The organism is Streptomyces sp. NPDC054840 (genome assembly GCF_053611065.1).
Window position 1 is genome coordinate 1 of sequence record NZ_JBSGZP010000074.1, and the last position, 17,456, is coordinate 17,456.

At 73.2% G+C, this 17,456-nt stretch carries 5 protein-coding genes and 1 pseudogene; 3 read left to right on the top strand and 3 right to left on the bottom strand.

Going from position 1 to position 17,456, the window contains the following annotated elements:
* The 3 genes from ACWGIU_RS08260 to ACWGIU_RS08270 all read left to right on the top strand — a co-directional run.
* A partial coding sequence (locus ACWGIU_RS08260; RefSeq protein ID WP_453703596.1) for an ABC transporter ATP-binding protein occupies positions 1 to 1,522 on the top strand: 1,522 nt, incomplete at its 5' end.
* Positions 1,523 to 1,562: 40 nt separating this feature from the next.
* The gene (locus ACWGIU_RS08265) at positions 1,563 to 12,542 is read left to right on the top strand and encodes an amino acid adenylation domain-containing protein (RefSeq protein WP_453703598.1); all 10,980 of its coding nucleotides are present in this window, start codon (positions 1,563 to 1,565) and stop codon (positions 12,540 to 12,542) included.
* Entirely contained in the window at positions 12,529 to 14,229 is a 1,701-nt protein-coding gene (locus tag ACWGIU_RS08270) for an ABC transporter ATP-binding protein (protein WP_453703600.1), read from the top strand. Before ACWGIU_RS08265 ends, ACWGIU_RS08270 begins: the two co-directional genes overlap by 14 nt.
* A gap of 24 nt (positions 14,230 to 14,253) precedes the next feature.
* Here the strand turns inward: ACWGIU_RS08270 and ACWGIU_RS08275 are convergent, their stop codons facing one another.
* From ACWGIU_RS08275 to ACWGIU_RS08285, 3 genes and pseudogenes are all read right to left on the bottom strand, one after another.
* Positions 14,254 to 15,345: an alpha/beta hydrolase-fold protein gene (locus ACWGIU_RS08275; RefSeq protein ID WP_453703602.1), complete on the bottom strand. Its 1,092-nt coding sequence runs from the start codon at positions 15,343 to 15,345 to the stop codon at positions 14,254 to 14,256.
* Positions 15,346 to 15,483: 138 nt separating this feature from the next.
* Positions 15,484 to 16,392, bottom strand: coding sequence for an STM4011 family radical SAM protein (locus ACWGIU_RS08280; RefSeq protein WP_453703604.1), 909 nt, complete (start codon positions 16,390 to 16,392; stop codon positions 15,484 to 15,486).
* A gap of 5 nt (positions 16,393 to 16,397) precedes the next feature.
* Positions 16,398 to 17,357, bottom strand: a pseudogene (locus tag ACWGIU_RS08285) (STM4012 family radical SAM protein); the annotation flags it as partial.
* Positions 17,358 to 17,456 lie beyond the last annotated feature (99 nt).

Consider the following 17,456-nt stretch of genomic DNA (forward strand, 5'->3'; position numbering starts at 1 on the left):
CGCCCTGTCGACCTACCTCATCGGGCGCCTCGGCGCGGACCTGCTCGCCCGGCTGCGCGAAGGCGCGGTCCGGGCGGTGCTCGGGATGCCGAGCGCCCGGATCGAGCAGGTCGGCCGGGGAGACGTGCTCTCGCGGGTCGGCGACGATGTGGCCGTACTCTCCAAGGGCATCAGGACGGCCGTCCCCACCGTGTTCTCGGCGGGCGTGCTGGTCGTCATCGCCACGCTCGGCATGTTCGGCCTGGACTGGCGGCTCGGACTGGCCGGCGCGTGCGCGCTGCCCGCGTACGGGCTGGCCCTGCGGTGGTACCTGCCCCGCTCCGCCCCGCTCTACCGGAAGCAGCGGGCGGCGCAGGCCGACCGTGCGCAGGCCCTGATCAGCGGACTGAACGGGATCGACACGGTCCGGGCGTACCGCCTCGAAGGGGCCGTCCGCGAGAAGGTCACCCAGGAGTCGTGGCGGGTGCGCGACCTCGGCGTCGAGGTGTTCCGGCTCTTCGGCCGCTTCGTCGGCAGGGAGAACCGCGCCGAGTTCATCGGGCTGGTCCTGATCATCGTGGTGGGGTACGCCCTGCTGGAGGCCGACGCCGCCAGTCTCGGCGAGGTCTCCGCGGCGCCGCTGCTGTTCCACCGGCTCTTCACCCCGCTGGGCTCCATCATGTTCACCTTCGACGAGGCGCAGAAGTCGGGCGCGAGCCTGACCCGCCTGGTCGGAGTGCTGGAGGAGGAGGCGGAGGACCGGCTGGTGGGCGCCCTGGCCGTGGCGGCAGCGGCGGACGCGCCGCAGCCGCTGTCCGTCGAGGTGGCGGGGCTGACCTTCCGCTACCCCGACTCCGAGGAGCCGGTCGTCCGGGACGTCGACCTCACCATCCCGGCCGGCACCTCGCTCGCCCTGGTCGGGGCGACAGGCGCGGGTAAATCCACCCTGGCCGCACTGATCGCGGGCATCGGCACCCCGCAGACCGGATCGGTGCGCATAGGGTCCACCGACCTCGCCGGCCTCGACGAGGCAGGGGCGCGCGCCCTGGTCAGCATCCTGACCCAGGAGACGCACGTCTTCTCGGGTCCGCTCGCCGAGGACCTGCGCCTGGCCGCGCCGGAGGCGACCGACGCCCAGCTGAGGGACGCCCTGCGTACGGTCGGCGCCGACGGATGGGCGGACGCGCTGCCCGACGGGCTGAACACACCGGTCGGCGAGGGTGGTGAACGCCTCGACGTCACCAAGGTCGCCCATATCGCCCTGGCCCGGCTGGTGCTGGGCCGCACCCCCGTGGTGGTGCTCGACGAGTCCACGGCGGAGGCGGGCAGCGAGGGCGCGGCCGAGCTGGAACGGGCCGTGCTCGCGGCGTGCGCGGGCCGGACCACGCTGTTCGTGGCACACCGGCTGACCCAGGCGATGGCGGCGGACCGGATCGCCGTGATGGACGCGGGACGCGTCGTGGAGCAGGGGACGCACGAGGACCTGGTGGCTCTCGGCGGCCGCTACGCACGACTGTGGCAGGCCTGGCGCGAAGGCAGCTAGTGCTGTGACCGGACGATCTGGAAAGGGCGTTGAGCCTTCGATGACGGAATCAACCGCTCGTCTCGTGCTGCTTTCTCCGACCCGCCTGGCCGACGTGCGCCGACGAGCGGGCGACTACGGCGACACGACCATCGCCCGGGCGTGCGCCATCGGGCTGGCCTACTGGGCGACGGGACAGAGCCCCGACGGCCTGGAACTCACCCCCGGCACGCTCTTCGCCGACGTCCTCGGCTGGGCGGACAACGGCGGTGCCGTACCGGCCGGCTGGGAGGTCGGGACGGACGGCCGGCACGGCCCGGACGGCCGCAGCATCACTCTCCCGGAAGGTGTCGTCACCGCCGACGCGCAGCTCGCCCTGGACGACCTGGCCGACTTCCCGGACCGGCCCCTGTCCACCATCGGCCCGTCCGGTGTCGCGGAGCGGCTCGCGACTCTGGCCCGGTGGAACGACACCGGGGCGGACCGGATCCGCCCGACCATCGTCGAGATGTTCCGCGAACATGCACGACTGCGGCCGGACGCCGTCGCCGTCGTCGACGAACACCGCTCACTGACCTACGGCCAGGCGGCCGAGCTCTCCGGTCAGCTGGCCCACCACCTGATCGAACGCGGCGTCACCGCCGAACAGGTCGTCGCCATCTCCCTGGACCGCTCCGCCGCCATGGTGATCGGCCTGCTCGGCGTGCTCCAGGCGGGAGCCGCGTTCGTTCCGCTCGACCCGCAGTGGCCCGCCGCGCGCCGCTCCGTCGTCATCGCCGACGCACGCGTCACACTGCAGCTCAACGACTCGGGCGACCACGCGCCGGACGAACCGGAAGCCGTGCCCGTCGACCTCGGCGACTGGCGGTTCGGCTCCTACCCCGGCACGGGCACCGGGGTCACCGTCCCCGGAGACGCCCTCGCCTATGTGATCTTCACATCCGGTTCGACCGGCCGCCCCAAGGGCGCGATGATCCGCCACGAGGCCATCAGCGAGCGCCTGCTGTGGCAGGTCGACGAGATCCTGGGCTTCGGCCACGACGACGCCTCGCTGTTCAAGGCTCCGCTGTCCTTCGACATCTCCATCAACGAGATCTTCCTGCCGCTGGTGTGCGGAGGCCGGCTGGTGGTCCTGCGGCCCGGCGGCGAACGCGACCCGCACCACCTGCTGAGCGTGATCGCAGAGCAGCGCGTCACCTTCACCTACCTCGTGTCGTCCATGCTGGACGTACTGCTGGAGATCGCGGGCGACTCCGGACGGCTCGACAGCCTGCGCCACGTCTGGTGCGGCGGCGAGGTGCTGACCCCGGAGCTGTACGAACGCTTCCGCACCCGGCTCGGCGTACCCATGTACCACGGCTACGGCCCGGCCGAGACGACGATCGGCGTCTCGCACGTCGTCTACCGGGGTGCGGCGGAACGCCTGTCGACGTCGATCGGCAGGCCCAACCCCAACACCCAGCTGTACGTGCTGGACGACGAGCTGCGCCCGGTGCCGGTCGGGGTCGGCGGCGAGCTGTACGTGGGCGGCTTCCTGCTGGGGCGCGGATATGCGGGCGCGCCCGGTCTGACCGCCTCCCGGTTCGTCGCGAACCCCTTCGCCGCGGACGGGTCCCGGCTGTATCGCACCGGTGACCTCGCCCGCTTCGCCCCCGACGGGTCCCTGGACTTCCTCGGCCGCGCCGACAACCAGATCAAGATCCGCGGCATGCGGCTGGAGATCGAGGACGTCGAGGTCGGCCTCGCCGAGCACCCCGCGGTACGCCACACCTGCGTCGTCGCCAAGAAGAACACGGCCGGCGGCACCTACCTGGTGGGCTACGTGATCCCCGCCACCGGGAGCGAGGACCTGCGCGCCGACGAGGTCAAGGAGTGGGCCGCCGGGCACATGGTGGAGTACATGGTGCCCGCCCACATCGTCGTGATGAAGGAGTTCCCGCTCACCGCGAACGGCAAGCTCGACCGGGGCGCGCTGCCGGAGCCCGCACCCGGGGCGGGCGCGCTCGCCCCGCCCGTCACCGAGAACGAGCGCCTGGTGTGCGCGGCGGTCGCGACGGTGCTGCGGCGCGACGCGGTCGGCGTCGACCAGGACTTCTTCCAGCTCGGCGGGGACAGCATCCTGGCGATCTCCCTGCTGAGCGCCCTGCGCGAAGCGGGCCTCCACGTCACGGCCCGCCAGGTCTTCACCCACAGCGTCGTGGGCGCGCTGGCGGCGGTCGCGGACCGCGAGGCCGCCGCCGTGGACCACGGCGACATCGCCACCGGTACGGTCGTGGGGTCGCCGATCGTGCAGTGGCTCGGCGAGACCACGGACGCCATCGACGGCTTCGTGCAGTCGGTGGTGCTGAACACCCCGGCGGACCTGACGGCCGACGCGCTCGGCGCCGTCCTCACCGCCGTGGTCGCACGGCACGACATGCTGCGCGCCAAGCTGGTCCGCGGCGCCCGCTGGAGCTTCGAGATACCGGAGGCGGACCGCGCCGCAGCGCGATGGCAGGAGAGCGACCGGCCGCTCGACGAGTGCGTCGCGCTCGCCACCGCCGGGCTGGACCCGGAGAGCGGCGTGATGCTGCGCGCCGTCTGGCGCCGTGCGGCGCGCCAGCTGGTCCTGGTCGCCCACCACGTGGTGATCGACGGCGTGTCCTGGCGGATCCTGATGGAGGACCTCTCCACGGCGTGGCGCTGGTACGTCTCGGGCGCTCCGATCGAACTGCCCACGGTGGGCACGTCGTTCCGGCGCTGGACGCAGCTGCTGGAGCGTGCGGGGTTCGACGCCGACCGCGCCTACTTCCGGCGCGCCCTGCCGGGGGAGGACGCCCCGCTGGGCCGGCGCACGCCGGCCGCGGCCGACACCGTCGCCCGGGAACGCACGACGACGCTCCCGGTCGGCCCCGAGATCACGGCCGCGCTGCTGGGCGAGATCCCCACGAGGTTCCACGCCGGGGTCAACGACGTACTGCTGACCGCTCTCGCCGTCACCCTCGCCCGGTGGCGCCGCGACCTCGGCCAGGACCAGACGTTCGCACACATCGAACTGGAGGGCCACGGCCGCGAAGGACACCACGTGGCGGACTCCGCCGGCTTCGAGCCGGAACTCTCACGGACCGTGGGCTGGTTCACCACCCTCTTCCCGGTGACCGTCGACCCCGGCGCGGCCACCGACCTCATGGCTCCCGCGTACCTGGTCGCCGCACTCAAGGCGGTCAAGGAGGACCTCGCCCGGGTGCCGAGCAACGGCCTCTCCTACGGGGCCCTGCGCTACCTGGCCGACACCGCCTTCGACGCGCCCGCGCCCCAGGTGCTGTTCAACTACCTGGGCCGGTTCGACGCCGGATCCTCCGCCGACTGGGCACTCGCGCACACCACAGGGCAGTTGGGGGAGAAGCGCGACCCCGGGATGCGGCTGCCGCGCGCCCTGGAGTTCAACGCGATCGCCGAACCCGCCTCGGACGGCGGCGCGTACGAACTGGTCACCACCCTCTCCTGGCCCGACGGGCTGTTCACCGACCAGGACATCGCGACCATCGGCCGGTACTTCCGAGAAGCCCTGGCCGGACTGGCCGCCCTGGCCGCCCTCGACCTGGCCGCCCTCGGCCTGGGCGGCCACTCGCCCGGCGACTTCGCCGTGCCGGCGCTCACCCAGGCCGACGTCGACGAGCTGGACGGGCCGGCGCTGCGGGACATCCTGCCGCTGACCCCGCTCCAGGAGGGCCTCTACTTCCACTCGGTCTTCGACGACGACTCCGCGGGCAGCTACGTCGAGCAACAGCTCCTGACCCTGGAGGGAGAGGTGGACGCCGACCGGCTCGCGGCGGCGGCCACCCGCCTGCTCACGGTCTTCCCGAACCTGGCCGCACGGTTCACGGCTCTCGCCGACGGCCGCGTGGTCTCCGTACTGGAGGCCGGGGTCCAGGCCCCGTTCGCCACCCTGGACCGCCCCGGCATCACCGACGAGGAGATCCGCGAGCACGCCGAACGCGACCGCCGCGCCGGGTTCGACCTGGCGAGCGGCCCGCTGATGCGGTACACACTGATCCGCACGGGCTCCGCCCGCGGCGTCCTCGTGCAGACCGTGCACCACATCATCGCCGACGGCTGGTCGGTGCCGCCGATGCTCCGCGCCCTGCTGGCCGAGTACCACGCGCCCGGTTCCGTGTACCCGCTCGGCGGCTTCGGTGACCACGTGCGCCGGCTCGCCGCACGTGACGAGGACGAGAGCGACCGGGTATGGCGCGAACAGCTCGCCGGACTGCCCGGCCCCTCACTGGTCGCCGAGGGGCACGCGCCGTCCGACCGGTTCGCCGACACCGCCGCCTCGCCCGAGGGCGACATCGACGAGGCAGCCCGGTCCGCCGGCGTGCCGCTCAGCGTTGCCGTGCACAGCGCTTGGGCGGCGACGCTCGGCGGCCTCCTGCCCGGCAAGGACGTCGTCTTCGGCTCCACGGTGTCCGGGCGCGACCCGGACGTGCCCGGCATCGGCGACATGGTGGGTCTGTTCATCAACACGATCCCCGTACGCGCCCGGTGGGCCGCCACGACCACGGCGCGCGACCTGCTCACCTCGGTACGGGACCACCAGAGCGCGGTGCTGGCGCACCAGCACGTCTCGCTGGCGCGCATCAGCCGCCTGCGCGGCGCCGGCCCGCTCTTCGACACCCTGGTGGTGTTCGACGTGGCGACCGACGTGGCCGGCCTGCGCGGGCCCGAGGACACACTCGTCATCAGCGACATCGTGAACGAGGGCGCACCGCACTACCCGTTGACCCTCGTGGTGGAGCGCTCGCTCGACGGCCGTCCGCGCTTCAACCTCATCTACGACGGCGCGCTGGTGCGGGAGCCGACCGCCCGGACGGTCCTGCAGACCTTCACCCGCACCCTCACCGGCCTGCTCACCCGACCGGACGACCTCGTCGACGACCTGGCGGCCACGGGCTCCCGGCCCCCCGCCCGGATCACCCCGACGACGCTGGACGCGCTGTTCGACGCGGCCGCGCGCCGCGATCCCGCCGCCACCGCCGTCACGCAGTGCGCCCTCGACGGCGGCAGCCGTTCACTGACCTACGGCGAACTGGCCGCCCAAAAAGACGAGTTGGCCTCGGTCCTGCGAGCGGCCGGTGTCCGGCCGGGCGAACGGGTCGCCGTAGCCGTTCCGCCGTCCGTGGACCAGGTCGTCGCCCTCGTCGCGATCGTCACCGCGGGCGGTGCGTACGTACCGCTGGACCTCGCGTACCCGGACGGACGGCTGGAGTACATCCTCGCCGACGCGGCCCCGCGGGTGGTGCTCGTGGACCGGGAGCAGCGGGACCGCTTCACGCGGTTACTGGCCCGGGCGGGCGTACCGGCCCGTGTGCTCGTACAAGGAGAGCAGCTGCCGCCGGACGTCCAGGTCACCCGGGATCCCACCGACGGGCCCCGGGCCGGCCGGCACGATCCCGCCTACGTGATCTACACATCGGGGTCGACCGGCAGGCCCAAGGGTGTCGTCGTCCCGCACTCCAGCGTGGTGACCCTGCTCGCGAACACGCGGCCGGACATGGAATCCGGCCCGCACGACGTGTGGGTCCAGTTCCACTCGTACTCCTTCGACTTCGCGGTGTGGGAGCTGTGGGGCGCTCTGGCCCACGGCGCCGAACTGCTCGTGCCGGAGTACGGACTGACCCGCTCACCCATCGACTTCCACCGCCTGGTGCGCGAGCGCCGGGTGACCGTCCTCAACCAGACCCCGTCGGCCTTCTACCGGTTCATCGAGGCCGACCGGCACGCCGACGAGCCCGCCTCCGCCCTGCGCCGGATCATCTTCGGGGGCGAGGCACTGGATCTCGGGCGGCTGCGCGGCTGGGTCGAGCGACACGGGACGGCCTCGCCCGAGCTGGTCAACATGTACGGCATCACCGAGACCACGGTGCACGTCACCCACCGGGTCCTGACCGACGAGGACTTCCGCCCCGGCCACGACGTCAGCCCGATCGGAGGCCCGATCCCCGGACTGGTCACCTATCTGCTCGACGACCGGCTCCGACCGGTCCCGCCGGGCCGGGTGGGCGCCATCTACGTCGCCGGCGACCAGGTCTCCCTCGGCTACCTGGGCCGGCCTTCCCTCACCGCGAGCCGGTTCGTCGCCGACCCGTTCGCGGGCGACGGATCCCGGATGTACCACACGGGCGACCTCGCCCGCCGTACGCTCGACGGCGAACTGGAGTTCACCGGCCGCGCGGACGACCAGGTGCAGCTCAAAGGCTTCCGCATCGAGCTCGGTGAGGTGGAGTCCGCGATCCGGGAACTCGACGGTGTCGTCGACGCGGCCGTCACCGTGGCCGACAGCGCGGACCACCTGGTCGCACACGTCGTGTGCCCGGCCCCCCTCGACGTCACCGCCCTCGCCGGACCGCTGGCCGTGAAGCTGCCCGTCCACATGGTCCCCGGCCTGTTCCTGCCCGTCGACGCCCTGCCGCTGACCGTCAACGGCAAACTGGACCGCGAGGCCCTGACGGAACGCGCCGCGTCGCACGCCCCGCCACACGCCCTACCGCCCGCCGTGCCGGTGGTCGCGCCCGGCGCCGCGCTCACCGCACTGGTCGGCATCTTCACCGAGACCCTGCCCGGCACCGCCGTCGACGGCGACAGCGATTTCTTCCGGGCCGGAGGCGACAGCATCCTCGCCATCACCGTCGTCAACCGGGCCAGGGCACTGGGCCTGGCCATCGCACCCCGGGACGTGTTCCTGCTCAAGACCCCGCGCGCGCTCGCCGAGCACCTGGCGACGGCCACCCCGCCGACCGCGGCGCCCGCCGCACCCGAACCGCGCGGGGACGGCCCGCTGACACCGACCCCGATCATCCTGCGCCGGCGCGAACTCGGCGGACCCCTCACCCGGTTCGCCCAGGCCCGAGCCCTGGCCGCGGCCGAGGGCACCGGTCTCGCCGACGCGGAGCGCGCGGCGAACGCCGTCGTCGCCGCCCACCCGGCCCTGCGGCTGCGCCTGCGTACCGAACACGGGGTGTGGGCCCTGCGCACCGAACCCGCCCGCGCGGTCAGCGTCGTACGCAGCGCCGCACCCGACGCGACGGCCGCGGCGAACGAAGCCGCCGGACGGCTCGACCCCGAGGCCGGGCACGTCATCGCGTTCTCCTGGCTGGAGGCGGCCCGGACCCTCGTGGTCACCGTGCACCACCTCGCCGTCGACGCCGTCTCCTGGCTGATCCTGCTGGACGACATCGCCACCGCCCTGCGCGGGGATCCGCTCCCGCCGCCCACCACCTCCTACGCCGAGTACGCGCAGGCACTGGCCGACCGGTCCGCCCACGAGACCGACGACCTCGGGCACTGGATCACCACCCTCCAGGCACCCTCGCTGCTGCCCGTGGCCGAGCGGCCGCGCACGACCACGGTCGTCCTCGCGCCCGAGGTCAGCGACCACGTGACACGCACCGCGCCCACCGCACTCGGGATCGGCCTCACGGAGCTGCTGTGCGGCGCGCTGCGCACCGCACTGACCCACGTCCAGCCCTCGCCCACCGATCTCGCGATCGAGCTGGAGCGGCACGGCCGCGTCCCGGCGTCACCCCACCACGACTACACCCGTACGGTCGGCTGGTTCACCGCCATCGCCCCGGTGCGGCTCACGGCGCACACCGACCCCCTCGCCGCGGCCCACGAGGTCGCCGAACGCCGGCCGGACGAGCGCGCGCACGTCGCGTACGGCGGGCTGCGGTACCTGAACCCGCAGACGGCCCCGCTGCTGACCGCCCGCCCGCAGGTGCTGTTCAACTACCTCGGCCGGGGCGGCGAGTCACAGGCCCTCCACCTCACCGGCGCCGACGAGGGCAGCCCGTACGCCGTCGAGGTCAACGCCTGGACCGACGCGGCCACCGGAAGCCTGCACGCGGTCTTCACCCTCGCCGAGGGCATACCCGACGAGATCACCGACCACTGGCGCGCCGCCCTGGAGCACATCGCGGCCGCCTCCACGACCGCCGAGCGCACGGCGCCGGTCACCCCGCTCCAGCGCGGCCTGTTCTTCCAGGCGCAGCTGGCCGGCCCGGCCGGACACTACGTCGCGCAGAGCTGGTTCACCTTCGACCGGCGCCTGGACGCCGACGCGCTGGCCGAGGCCATGGCCTGGGTGATCGCCCGGCACCCGGTCGTGGGCGCCGGCTTCACCACCGACGACGACGGCAAGGCCGTCCAGGTCCTGGGCGCGGGCCGGCGGGTCGGCGTCCGCACGGTCGACCTCACCACGGACGCCGAGATCGACGCCCTGCTCGCCCGCGACCGCGACACCGGATTCGACCCCGGCGAGCCGCCGCTGATCCGCCTGACCGTGGTGCGGCTGCCCGGCGGCCGCGACGGCCTGCTGCTGAGCTACCACCTGCTGCTGTGGGACGGCTGGTCCCGCGAGATCGTGCTGCGCGACCTCTTCGACGCCTACGAGTCCGCCGTCGGTGGCGAGTTGGCGCCCGCCACCCCCGCGACACCCGGCTTCGAGGACTACGCCCGGGCGCTCGACGCCAAGGACCCGGCCGTCTCGGAACGCTTCTGGGCGCGGCACCTGACCGGTCTCCCCGGACCCACGCTGCTCGCCGGACCGGCGCCGGCCCTGGTCGACGACCTGCCCCGGACCCTCGTGCACACCCTCTCCGCCGAAGGGTCGCAAGCGCTGCGGGACCTCGCCCGCACGCACGGCGTCACCCTCAACTCGGTACTGACCGGCGCGTTCGGCCTCCTGCTCGGCGCCCGCACGGGCCGCGCCGACGCCGTGTTCGGCGTGACCGTCTCCGGCCGCGAGGGCGAAAACCTCTCCGAGGTCGTCGGCGTGCTGCTCAACACCGTGCCCATGTGGACGCGGCCCCGGCCGGACGACACCATCCGGGACTACCTGACGGCCGTACAGGCGGCCCGGGTCGAGGCGATGGAGCACGAGCACCTCGGACTCGGCGAGATCCAGCGGGCCGGCGGCCACGACACCCTGTTCGACAACCTGTTCGTGCTCCAGAACTTCCTGGACATGGACGCGTTCGCCGAGATGAACACCCGGCACGGCATCACCGCGGTACGGGCCGACGACTCCACGCACTACCCGTTCACCTGGGTCGTCACCCCCGGCGACCGGCTCACGGTCAAGCTGGAGTACCGCGACCACGACACCCGGGCCGCCCGCGAGCTCCTCGACGACTACCTGCAGGTGCTCACGGACCTGGCCCGCTCCACCGGGCCGGTGGGCGCGCTGCCGGGCGCGGGGCCGGAGCCGGTGCCCGCCGACCGCACGGAGGTCGGCACGGACACCGTCGTCGACCGGTTCGACCGGGCGGCCGACCACGACCCGCGGCGGGTCGCCCTCGTCGCCCACGGCCGGACCATGACCTTCGGCCTGCTCCGCGACCGCAGCCGCGAACTCGCGGGTGTGCTCGCCGAGCGCGGCATCGGACCCGAGACGACGGTGGCCCTCGCGCTCCCGCGCTCCCTCGACTCGATCGTCGCGCTGTTCGCCGTACTGCGCGTGGGCGCCGCCTACGTGCCGCTGGAGCTGGACCATCCGGACGAGCGGATCGCCGCCATCGTCGCGGACGCCCGCCCGGACGTGACCCTCACCGTGAGCGCCGTGTCGCCCCGGCTGACCGGCGACCTCATCGAACTGGACCGGCCCCTGCCCGCGGCCGAGCCCTTCGTGACCTTCGCACCCGACGACCCGGACCGCCTGCGCCACCCCGCGTACACGATCTACACCTCCGGCTCCACCGGCAGGCCGAAGGGCGTGGTGACCGAGTACGCCGGGCTCACCAACATGCTGATCAACCATCAGCGCCGGATCTTCGAGCCGGTGCTGGCGGAGCACGACCACCGGACCTTCCGCATCGCGCACACCGTGTCCTTCGCCTTCGACATGTCGTGGGAGGAACTGCTCTGGCTCGCCGACGGCCACGAGGTGCACATCTGCGACGAGGAACTGCGCCGCGACGCCCCCCGCCTGGTCGAGTACTGCCTGGAGCACGGGATCGACGTCATCAACGTGACCCCGACCTATGCGCAGCAGCTGGTGGCCGAGGGCCTGCTCGACGACCCCGACCGGCGGCCGGCGCTGGTGCTGCTGGGCGGCGAGGCCGTCACCCCGGCCCTGTGGCAGCGGCTCGCCGAGACCGAGGGGACGGCCGGCTACAACCTGTACGGACCAACCGAGTACACCATCAACACCCTGGGCGTCGGCACCTTCGAATGCCAGGACCCGGTGGTGGGCGTGGCCATCGACAACACGGACGTGTACGTCCTGGACCCGTGGCTGCGGCCGCTGCCGGACGGAGTGCCCGGCGAGCTGTACGTGGCGGGCATCGGCATCGCGCGCGGCTACCTCGGGCAGCCCGCCCAGACCGCGGACCGCTTCGTCGCCTGCCCGTTCGGCGCACCCGGCGAACGCATGTACCGCACCGGGGACCTGGTGGCCCGGCGGCCCGACGGGAACCTGGTGTACCTGGGCCGCACCGACCAGCAGGTCAAGATCCGCGGGCACCGCGTCGAACCGGGCGAGGTCGAGGCCGCGTTCGCCGCGCACCCGGCGGTACGGTTCGTCGCCGCGGTCGCCCAGCCCGATCCGCAGGTCGACGGCGCGTACCGGCTGGCCGCCTACCTCGTACTCGGCGGCTCCGACCTGGCGGCGGTCGCCACCGAGGTGGGCGCCGCGCTGCCGGACTTCCTGCGCCCGACGCACTACGCCCAGGTCGACCGCATCCCGCTGACCGTGAACGGGAAGGCGGACACCAACGCCTTGCCGGAGGCCAGGCCGCTCGGCACGCTGACCACGGCGGGGGAGCGCGGCCCGCAGACCGAGACCGAGACCGTGGTGTGCGAGTTCTTCGCCGAAGCACTCGACCTGGACGACGACGAGGTGAGCGCATTGAGCGATTTCGTGTCCCTGGGAGGCCACTCCATGCTGGCGGTGCGGCTGATCGGCCTCCTCCGCCGGGAGTACGGTCCTGTGATCACGGTCCGTGATCTGTTCACCCTGCGCACCCCCGAGATGATGGCCCGCCACCTCGATGAAAACTCCTGACACGCAGCGGCCCCGACCGGGGTCCGACATCCTCCGGACGGCCCTGCGCCGCAACATCGGCGCCATGACCTGGGGCACGATCCTCATGGGCCTCTACCAGGCCGGTGAGACCGCCTTCCCCATCGCGCTCGGCCTGATCGTCGAGCACACGATGCAGGACCGCGGCCCCGGGTCGCTCGCCCTGTCGATCGGCGCACTGGCCGTGATCATCACGACCGTGTCGCTGTCGTGGCGGTTCGGCATGCGCATCCTGCAGAAGGCCAACACGACCGAGGCGCACCGCTGGCGGGTCCGGGTCGCGGACCGCGGACTGGAGCCGGTCGCCAGGGACTCCGGACTCAAGTCCGGCGAGGTGCTGACCATCGCCACCGAGGACGCCGATCAGACGGCCGACATCATCGAGGTGGTGCCGCTGCTGATCAGCTCACTCGTCGCCGTGCTGGTCGCGGCGGTCGCGCTGGGGCTGGCCGACATCCGGCTCGGCCTGCTGGTGATCGTGGGCACCGCCCTGATCCTCTCCGTCCTGAGCGTGATGTCCAAGCGGATCGGCTCCAGTACCCGCGAGCAGCAGGCCCGGGTGGCCCGGGCGGGCGCGAAGGTGGCCGACCTGATCACCGGCCTGCGCCCGCTGCACGGCTTCGGCGGCAACCACACCGCCTTCCGGTCCTACCGCAAGGTCAGCACGGAGGCCAAGCACCAGGCGATCACCGTGGCCGGGGTGAACGGCACCTACGCGGGCACCGCCACGGCCCTCAACGCGGCGCTCGCCGCCGCCGTGACGCTGACGGCGGGCCGGCTGGCCTTCGACGGCGACGTCACCGTCGGGGAACTCGTCATGGCGGTGGGGCTCGCCCAATTCATCATGGAACCGCTGAAACTGTTCTCGGACATGCCCAAGTACGTGATGATGGCCCGCGCGTCGGCCGAACGGATGGCACTGGTACTGGTCGCGCCCCCGGTGGCGACCCACGGGCAGGAGCGCCCGGCCGCCGGCGGTGCCCTGGAGATCGACTGTGTCCGGTACGGGGCCCTGCGCGCCCTGAAGTTCCAGGTCTCGGCGGGCGAGTTCGTGGCGATCGCCGTCTACCGGCCGCGCGCGGCGGCCGACCTCGCCGCCATCCTGGCCCTGCGGGTCCCGCCGCACGAGTACGAGGGAGCGGTGAGGCTCAGCGGGGAGGAGCTCGCCGCCCTGTCGATCGAGGCGGTCCGCGAGCACATGCTGGTGAACCCGTACGACGGAGAGATCTTCGCGGGCACCCTCCGCACGAACATCGATCCGTCGGGCACCAGCCGCACGGTCGCCGAGGCCGTCGAGGCGTCCATGCTGACCGACGTCGTCGCCCTCCACCGCGAAGGGCTCGACCACTGCGTCCGCGACCGTGGCGCCAACCTCTCCGGCGGACAGCGTCAACGGCTCTCCCTGGCCCGCGCCCTGGCCGCCGACTCCGACATCCTCGTCCTGCACGATCCGACCACGGCCGTCGACGCGGTCACCGAGCAGCTCATCGCACGCAACATCGCGAAGCTGCGCCGTGGCCGCACCACCGTCGTGATCACCAGCAGTCCGGCCCTCCTGGACGCCGCCGACCGTGTGCTCGTCCTGGACGACGGGGTCATCACGGCCGAGGACACCCACCGCAACCTCCTCGCCGGGGACGAGGAGTACTGCCTGGCGGTGGCCCGCTGACCCCCTGATCCACCCGAACCGTGCTCAGCCGAGCGCCCAGGCCACGTCCCGGAGCAGGGCCTGGCGCCAGCCCGCCCGGTCGTGGGCCGACGCCGACCGGGCGGTCCGCACGGTCGCTCCGGCCCGCTCGGCCAGGGACTCGACCAGCTCGCAGTGGGGCAGCATGCGCGTCTCGTGTTCCCCCACGTCGAAGGCGATCCGCAGGCCGGACAGGTCGGGGCGCTCCCGTAGGCGTGCGGCGACGGAGCCGCCGAGCGGACCGCCGAGCGGGTCCGCCGACTTCACGGCGTCGGGCGTCCACCACAGGGACGCCGACTGGCAGGCGACCCGGGACACCAGGTCAGGGAATTCCAGCGCCGCGTACACCGCGCTCAGCCCGCCGAGGCTCTGCCCGGCGACCACCAGACGCTCGCGGTCCGCGGGTACGCCGGACTCCGCGACCAGCGGGAGGAGCTCGTCCCGGACCGCCTCCCACAGTTCCGGCCGGCACCCGAACTCGGCCTCCCGGTCTCTCGTCGGCAGGAAGACGAGGGTGACGGGGGGCATCTCGCCTGCGGCGACGGCGGAGTCGAAGGCGGTCATGGCCGGATGCAGATACAGCCAGTCGTCCCCGTCCAGCAGCAGCACCACGGGTCCGCCACCGCCCGCCGGGTGGACCCGTACGGTCCTCCGCCCGCCGAGCCGCTCGCTCGCCCAGCGGATCCGGGCCCGCGGGAGGGGCAGTACGGCATCGGCGCCCGCCCCGACGGCGGACCAGTGCGGCTGGGCCGGGGCGTCCGGAGTGGCGGCGACGGAGCGGTCAGCGCCCGCTCCGGCCGGGTTGAACGGGTCGGCGTACGCGGTGTCGTCCACGAGGAACCGGTAGGTCACCCGCAGCCGCGCGGGCATGCGGACCTCGGCGTACCAGCAGTCCGTGTCGTCCCAGCGGCGCAGGGGGACGTCCCGCGACCAGCTCTCGAAGCCGATGCGGGCCGCGGAGCCCCGCCACAGGAACAGGGTCACCCAACCGCCGCCGTCGGCGGGCACCGACGCGGGAGCGCCCGCCGCCGCCCAGAACTCCTCGGAACCTGGTTCGCCGGGCAGCCCGAATGCGACGAAGGCGTGCTCCACGGGCATGAAGTCTCCTTGTGACACGGCCGGTTGGGTGAACCTGACTTTATAGCCGTCGCGGTGGAGAAGGACGGTAATCCGGGCATCGCCGCGCAAGCACCACCGAAGCCCCACCGGCCCGTCCGACGGCGGCCTGGATCGCGGTCAGCCGGCCATCGGGCCCTTTCCGCGTACGGGGATCACGGGCATCACGGGTATCGGGGGCGTACGGGCCGCCGGGACGCGTTCCAGGACGCCGCCCGCGAAGACGTCGTAGAGCGGCAGGGTCTCCAGGTGGACGTAGCCGATGTGGCACTCGCAGGTGGTCAGCGGGCAGGGACGGGGGCCGAGCGCGGTCCGGTAGGAGCCGTCGTACAGATTGCCGAGCTCGGCACGGACGAAGTGACAACGGCGGACCGAGCCGTCGCCGTCCACCGAGATCACCGACCGGCCCGTTCGGCACGGCAGTCCGGCCGAGCGGTGCGGGTGCCGGCTGTACGGGAACAGCGGGTCGAGCGCGGTCCACATGTCGGCCTCGGCGTCGGTGTAGCTGTGGCCGTCGGCCGCGTTCACCCACAGGTAGACGTGGGAGGGCAGGGCGGCGCGCAGCCGGCGGGCGTGTTCCAGGTTCTCGGGGAGGCCGACGATGCCGACGCTGTGGCGGATGCCCCGGTCGGCGAGGTCGCGCAGCTTGGCCAGGAAGCGCTCGTACGGAGTCTGCCCCGGATGGTAGGTGCACCACAGGGCGAGCGTGGTGGGGTCGGCCTCCGCGAGCCAGTCCGTGCGGCAGCTCAGGTTGGTCTGGATGGCGACGCGGTCGACGTGCGGCTGGTGCGAGAGGCCGACGAGGGCACGGCGGTACCAGGAGCGGACGAGCCCCTCGCCCCACGGGGTGAACAGGAGCGAGAGCCGGTCCTCCCCGGACCGGGAACGCGCCCAGCCGGTGAACCGTTCGAGGGCGGCCCGGTCGGCGCGCAGCTGGGCCGTGGTGTCGCGCCGCTTGGCGAAGGGACAGTACGGGCAGTCGTAGTCGCAGGAGGCGAGCGGGCCGCGGTAGAGCAGGGTCAGGTCCACGGCGGCTACTTGGCCTCGTAGGCGGCCATGGCGGCCCGTACGGCCGGTGAGAACAGCTCGGGGCCGAGCGCGTCGGAGTGGGCGAGGCCCTCGGGGCTGAGGCGCAGGAGCGGGCCCGTGCCGTCCTGGTCGAGCCAGCCACGGGCGGCGAACGCGGCGAGTTCGGCCGGGAAGTCCTCGTGCGGGCCGGCGCCGAACCGCTCCCGGTAGTCGGCGACCGGCATGCCCTGCGCCTGGAGCAGCGACTGGAGGAGGTGGCGGCGGCGCGCCTCGTCGCCGTCGGTGGGCCGGCCGTGGACGGCGCGGGTGAAGTCGTCGGTGGCGGTGTAGTCGTCGATGATCCCGCGGATCTCGCCCATGTCGACCGCGTAGTCGAACGAGTAGTGCAGCGCGGAGGTGTAGGAACGGGCCCCGCAGCCCAGGCCGATCATCCCGTCGGTCTGGCAGGCGTGGTCGTCCGGGCCCTGGGGCGCCGTACCGGCCAGCCGGAACATGCGCATCGACACCTGCTCGTAGCCGTGCGCGAGGAGGTGGTCGCGGCCCTGCCGGTAGAGGTTCAGGCGCTGCTCGTCCCAGGCGTGGTCGGTCAGGGCGGTGCGCCGGGCGAGGCCGGTGAGGGGGCGTACGTACAGGGGGTACAGGTACAGCTCCTCGGGGCGCCAGGCCAGGGCGGCGTCCAGGGAGGTGCGCCAGGTGGCGGGGGTCTGGCCGTCGATGCCGTAGATGAGGTCGATGTTGAGGACGGGGACGCGGGCGTCGCGGATGCGGCCGAGCGCCGCCTCGACATCGGCGCGGCGCTGGGGGCGAACGGCGGCCCGGGCCTCGTCGGGGAGGAAGCTCTGGACGCCGATGCTGACGCGGGTGGCCCCGCGCTCGGAGAGGACGGCGAGCCGGTCGGCGGTGGCGGTGGCGGGGGAGGTCTCGACGGACAGCGGGACGGCGCGCAGGTCGGCGCCAGACCGCCTGCCACCGCCGCGGCCGCCCCGCCGCTGGAGCCGCCCGCCGAGCGCTCCAGGTCCCACGGGGTGCGGGCGGGCGGGGCGAGGCCGTTCTCGGTGTAGCAG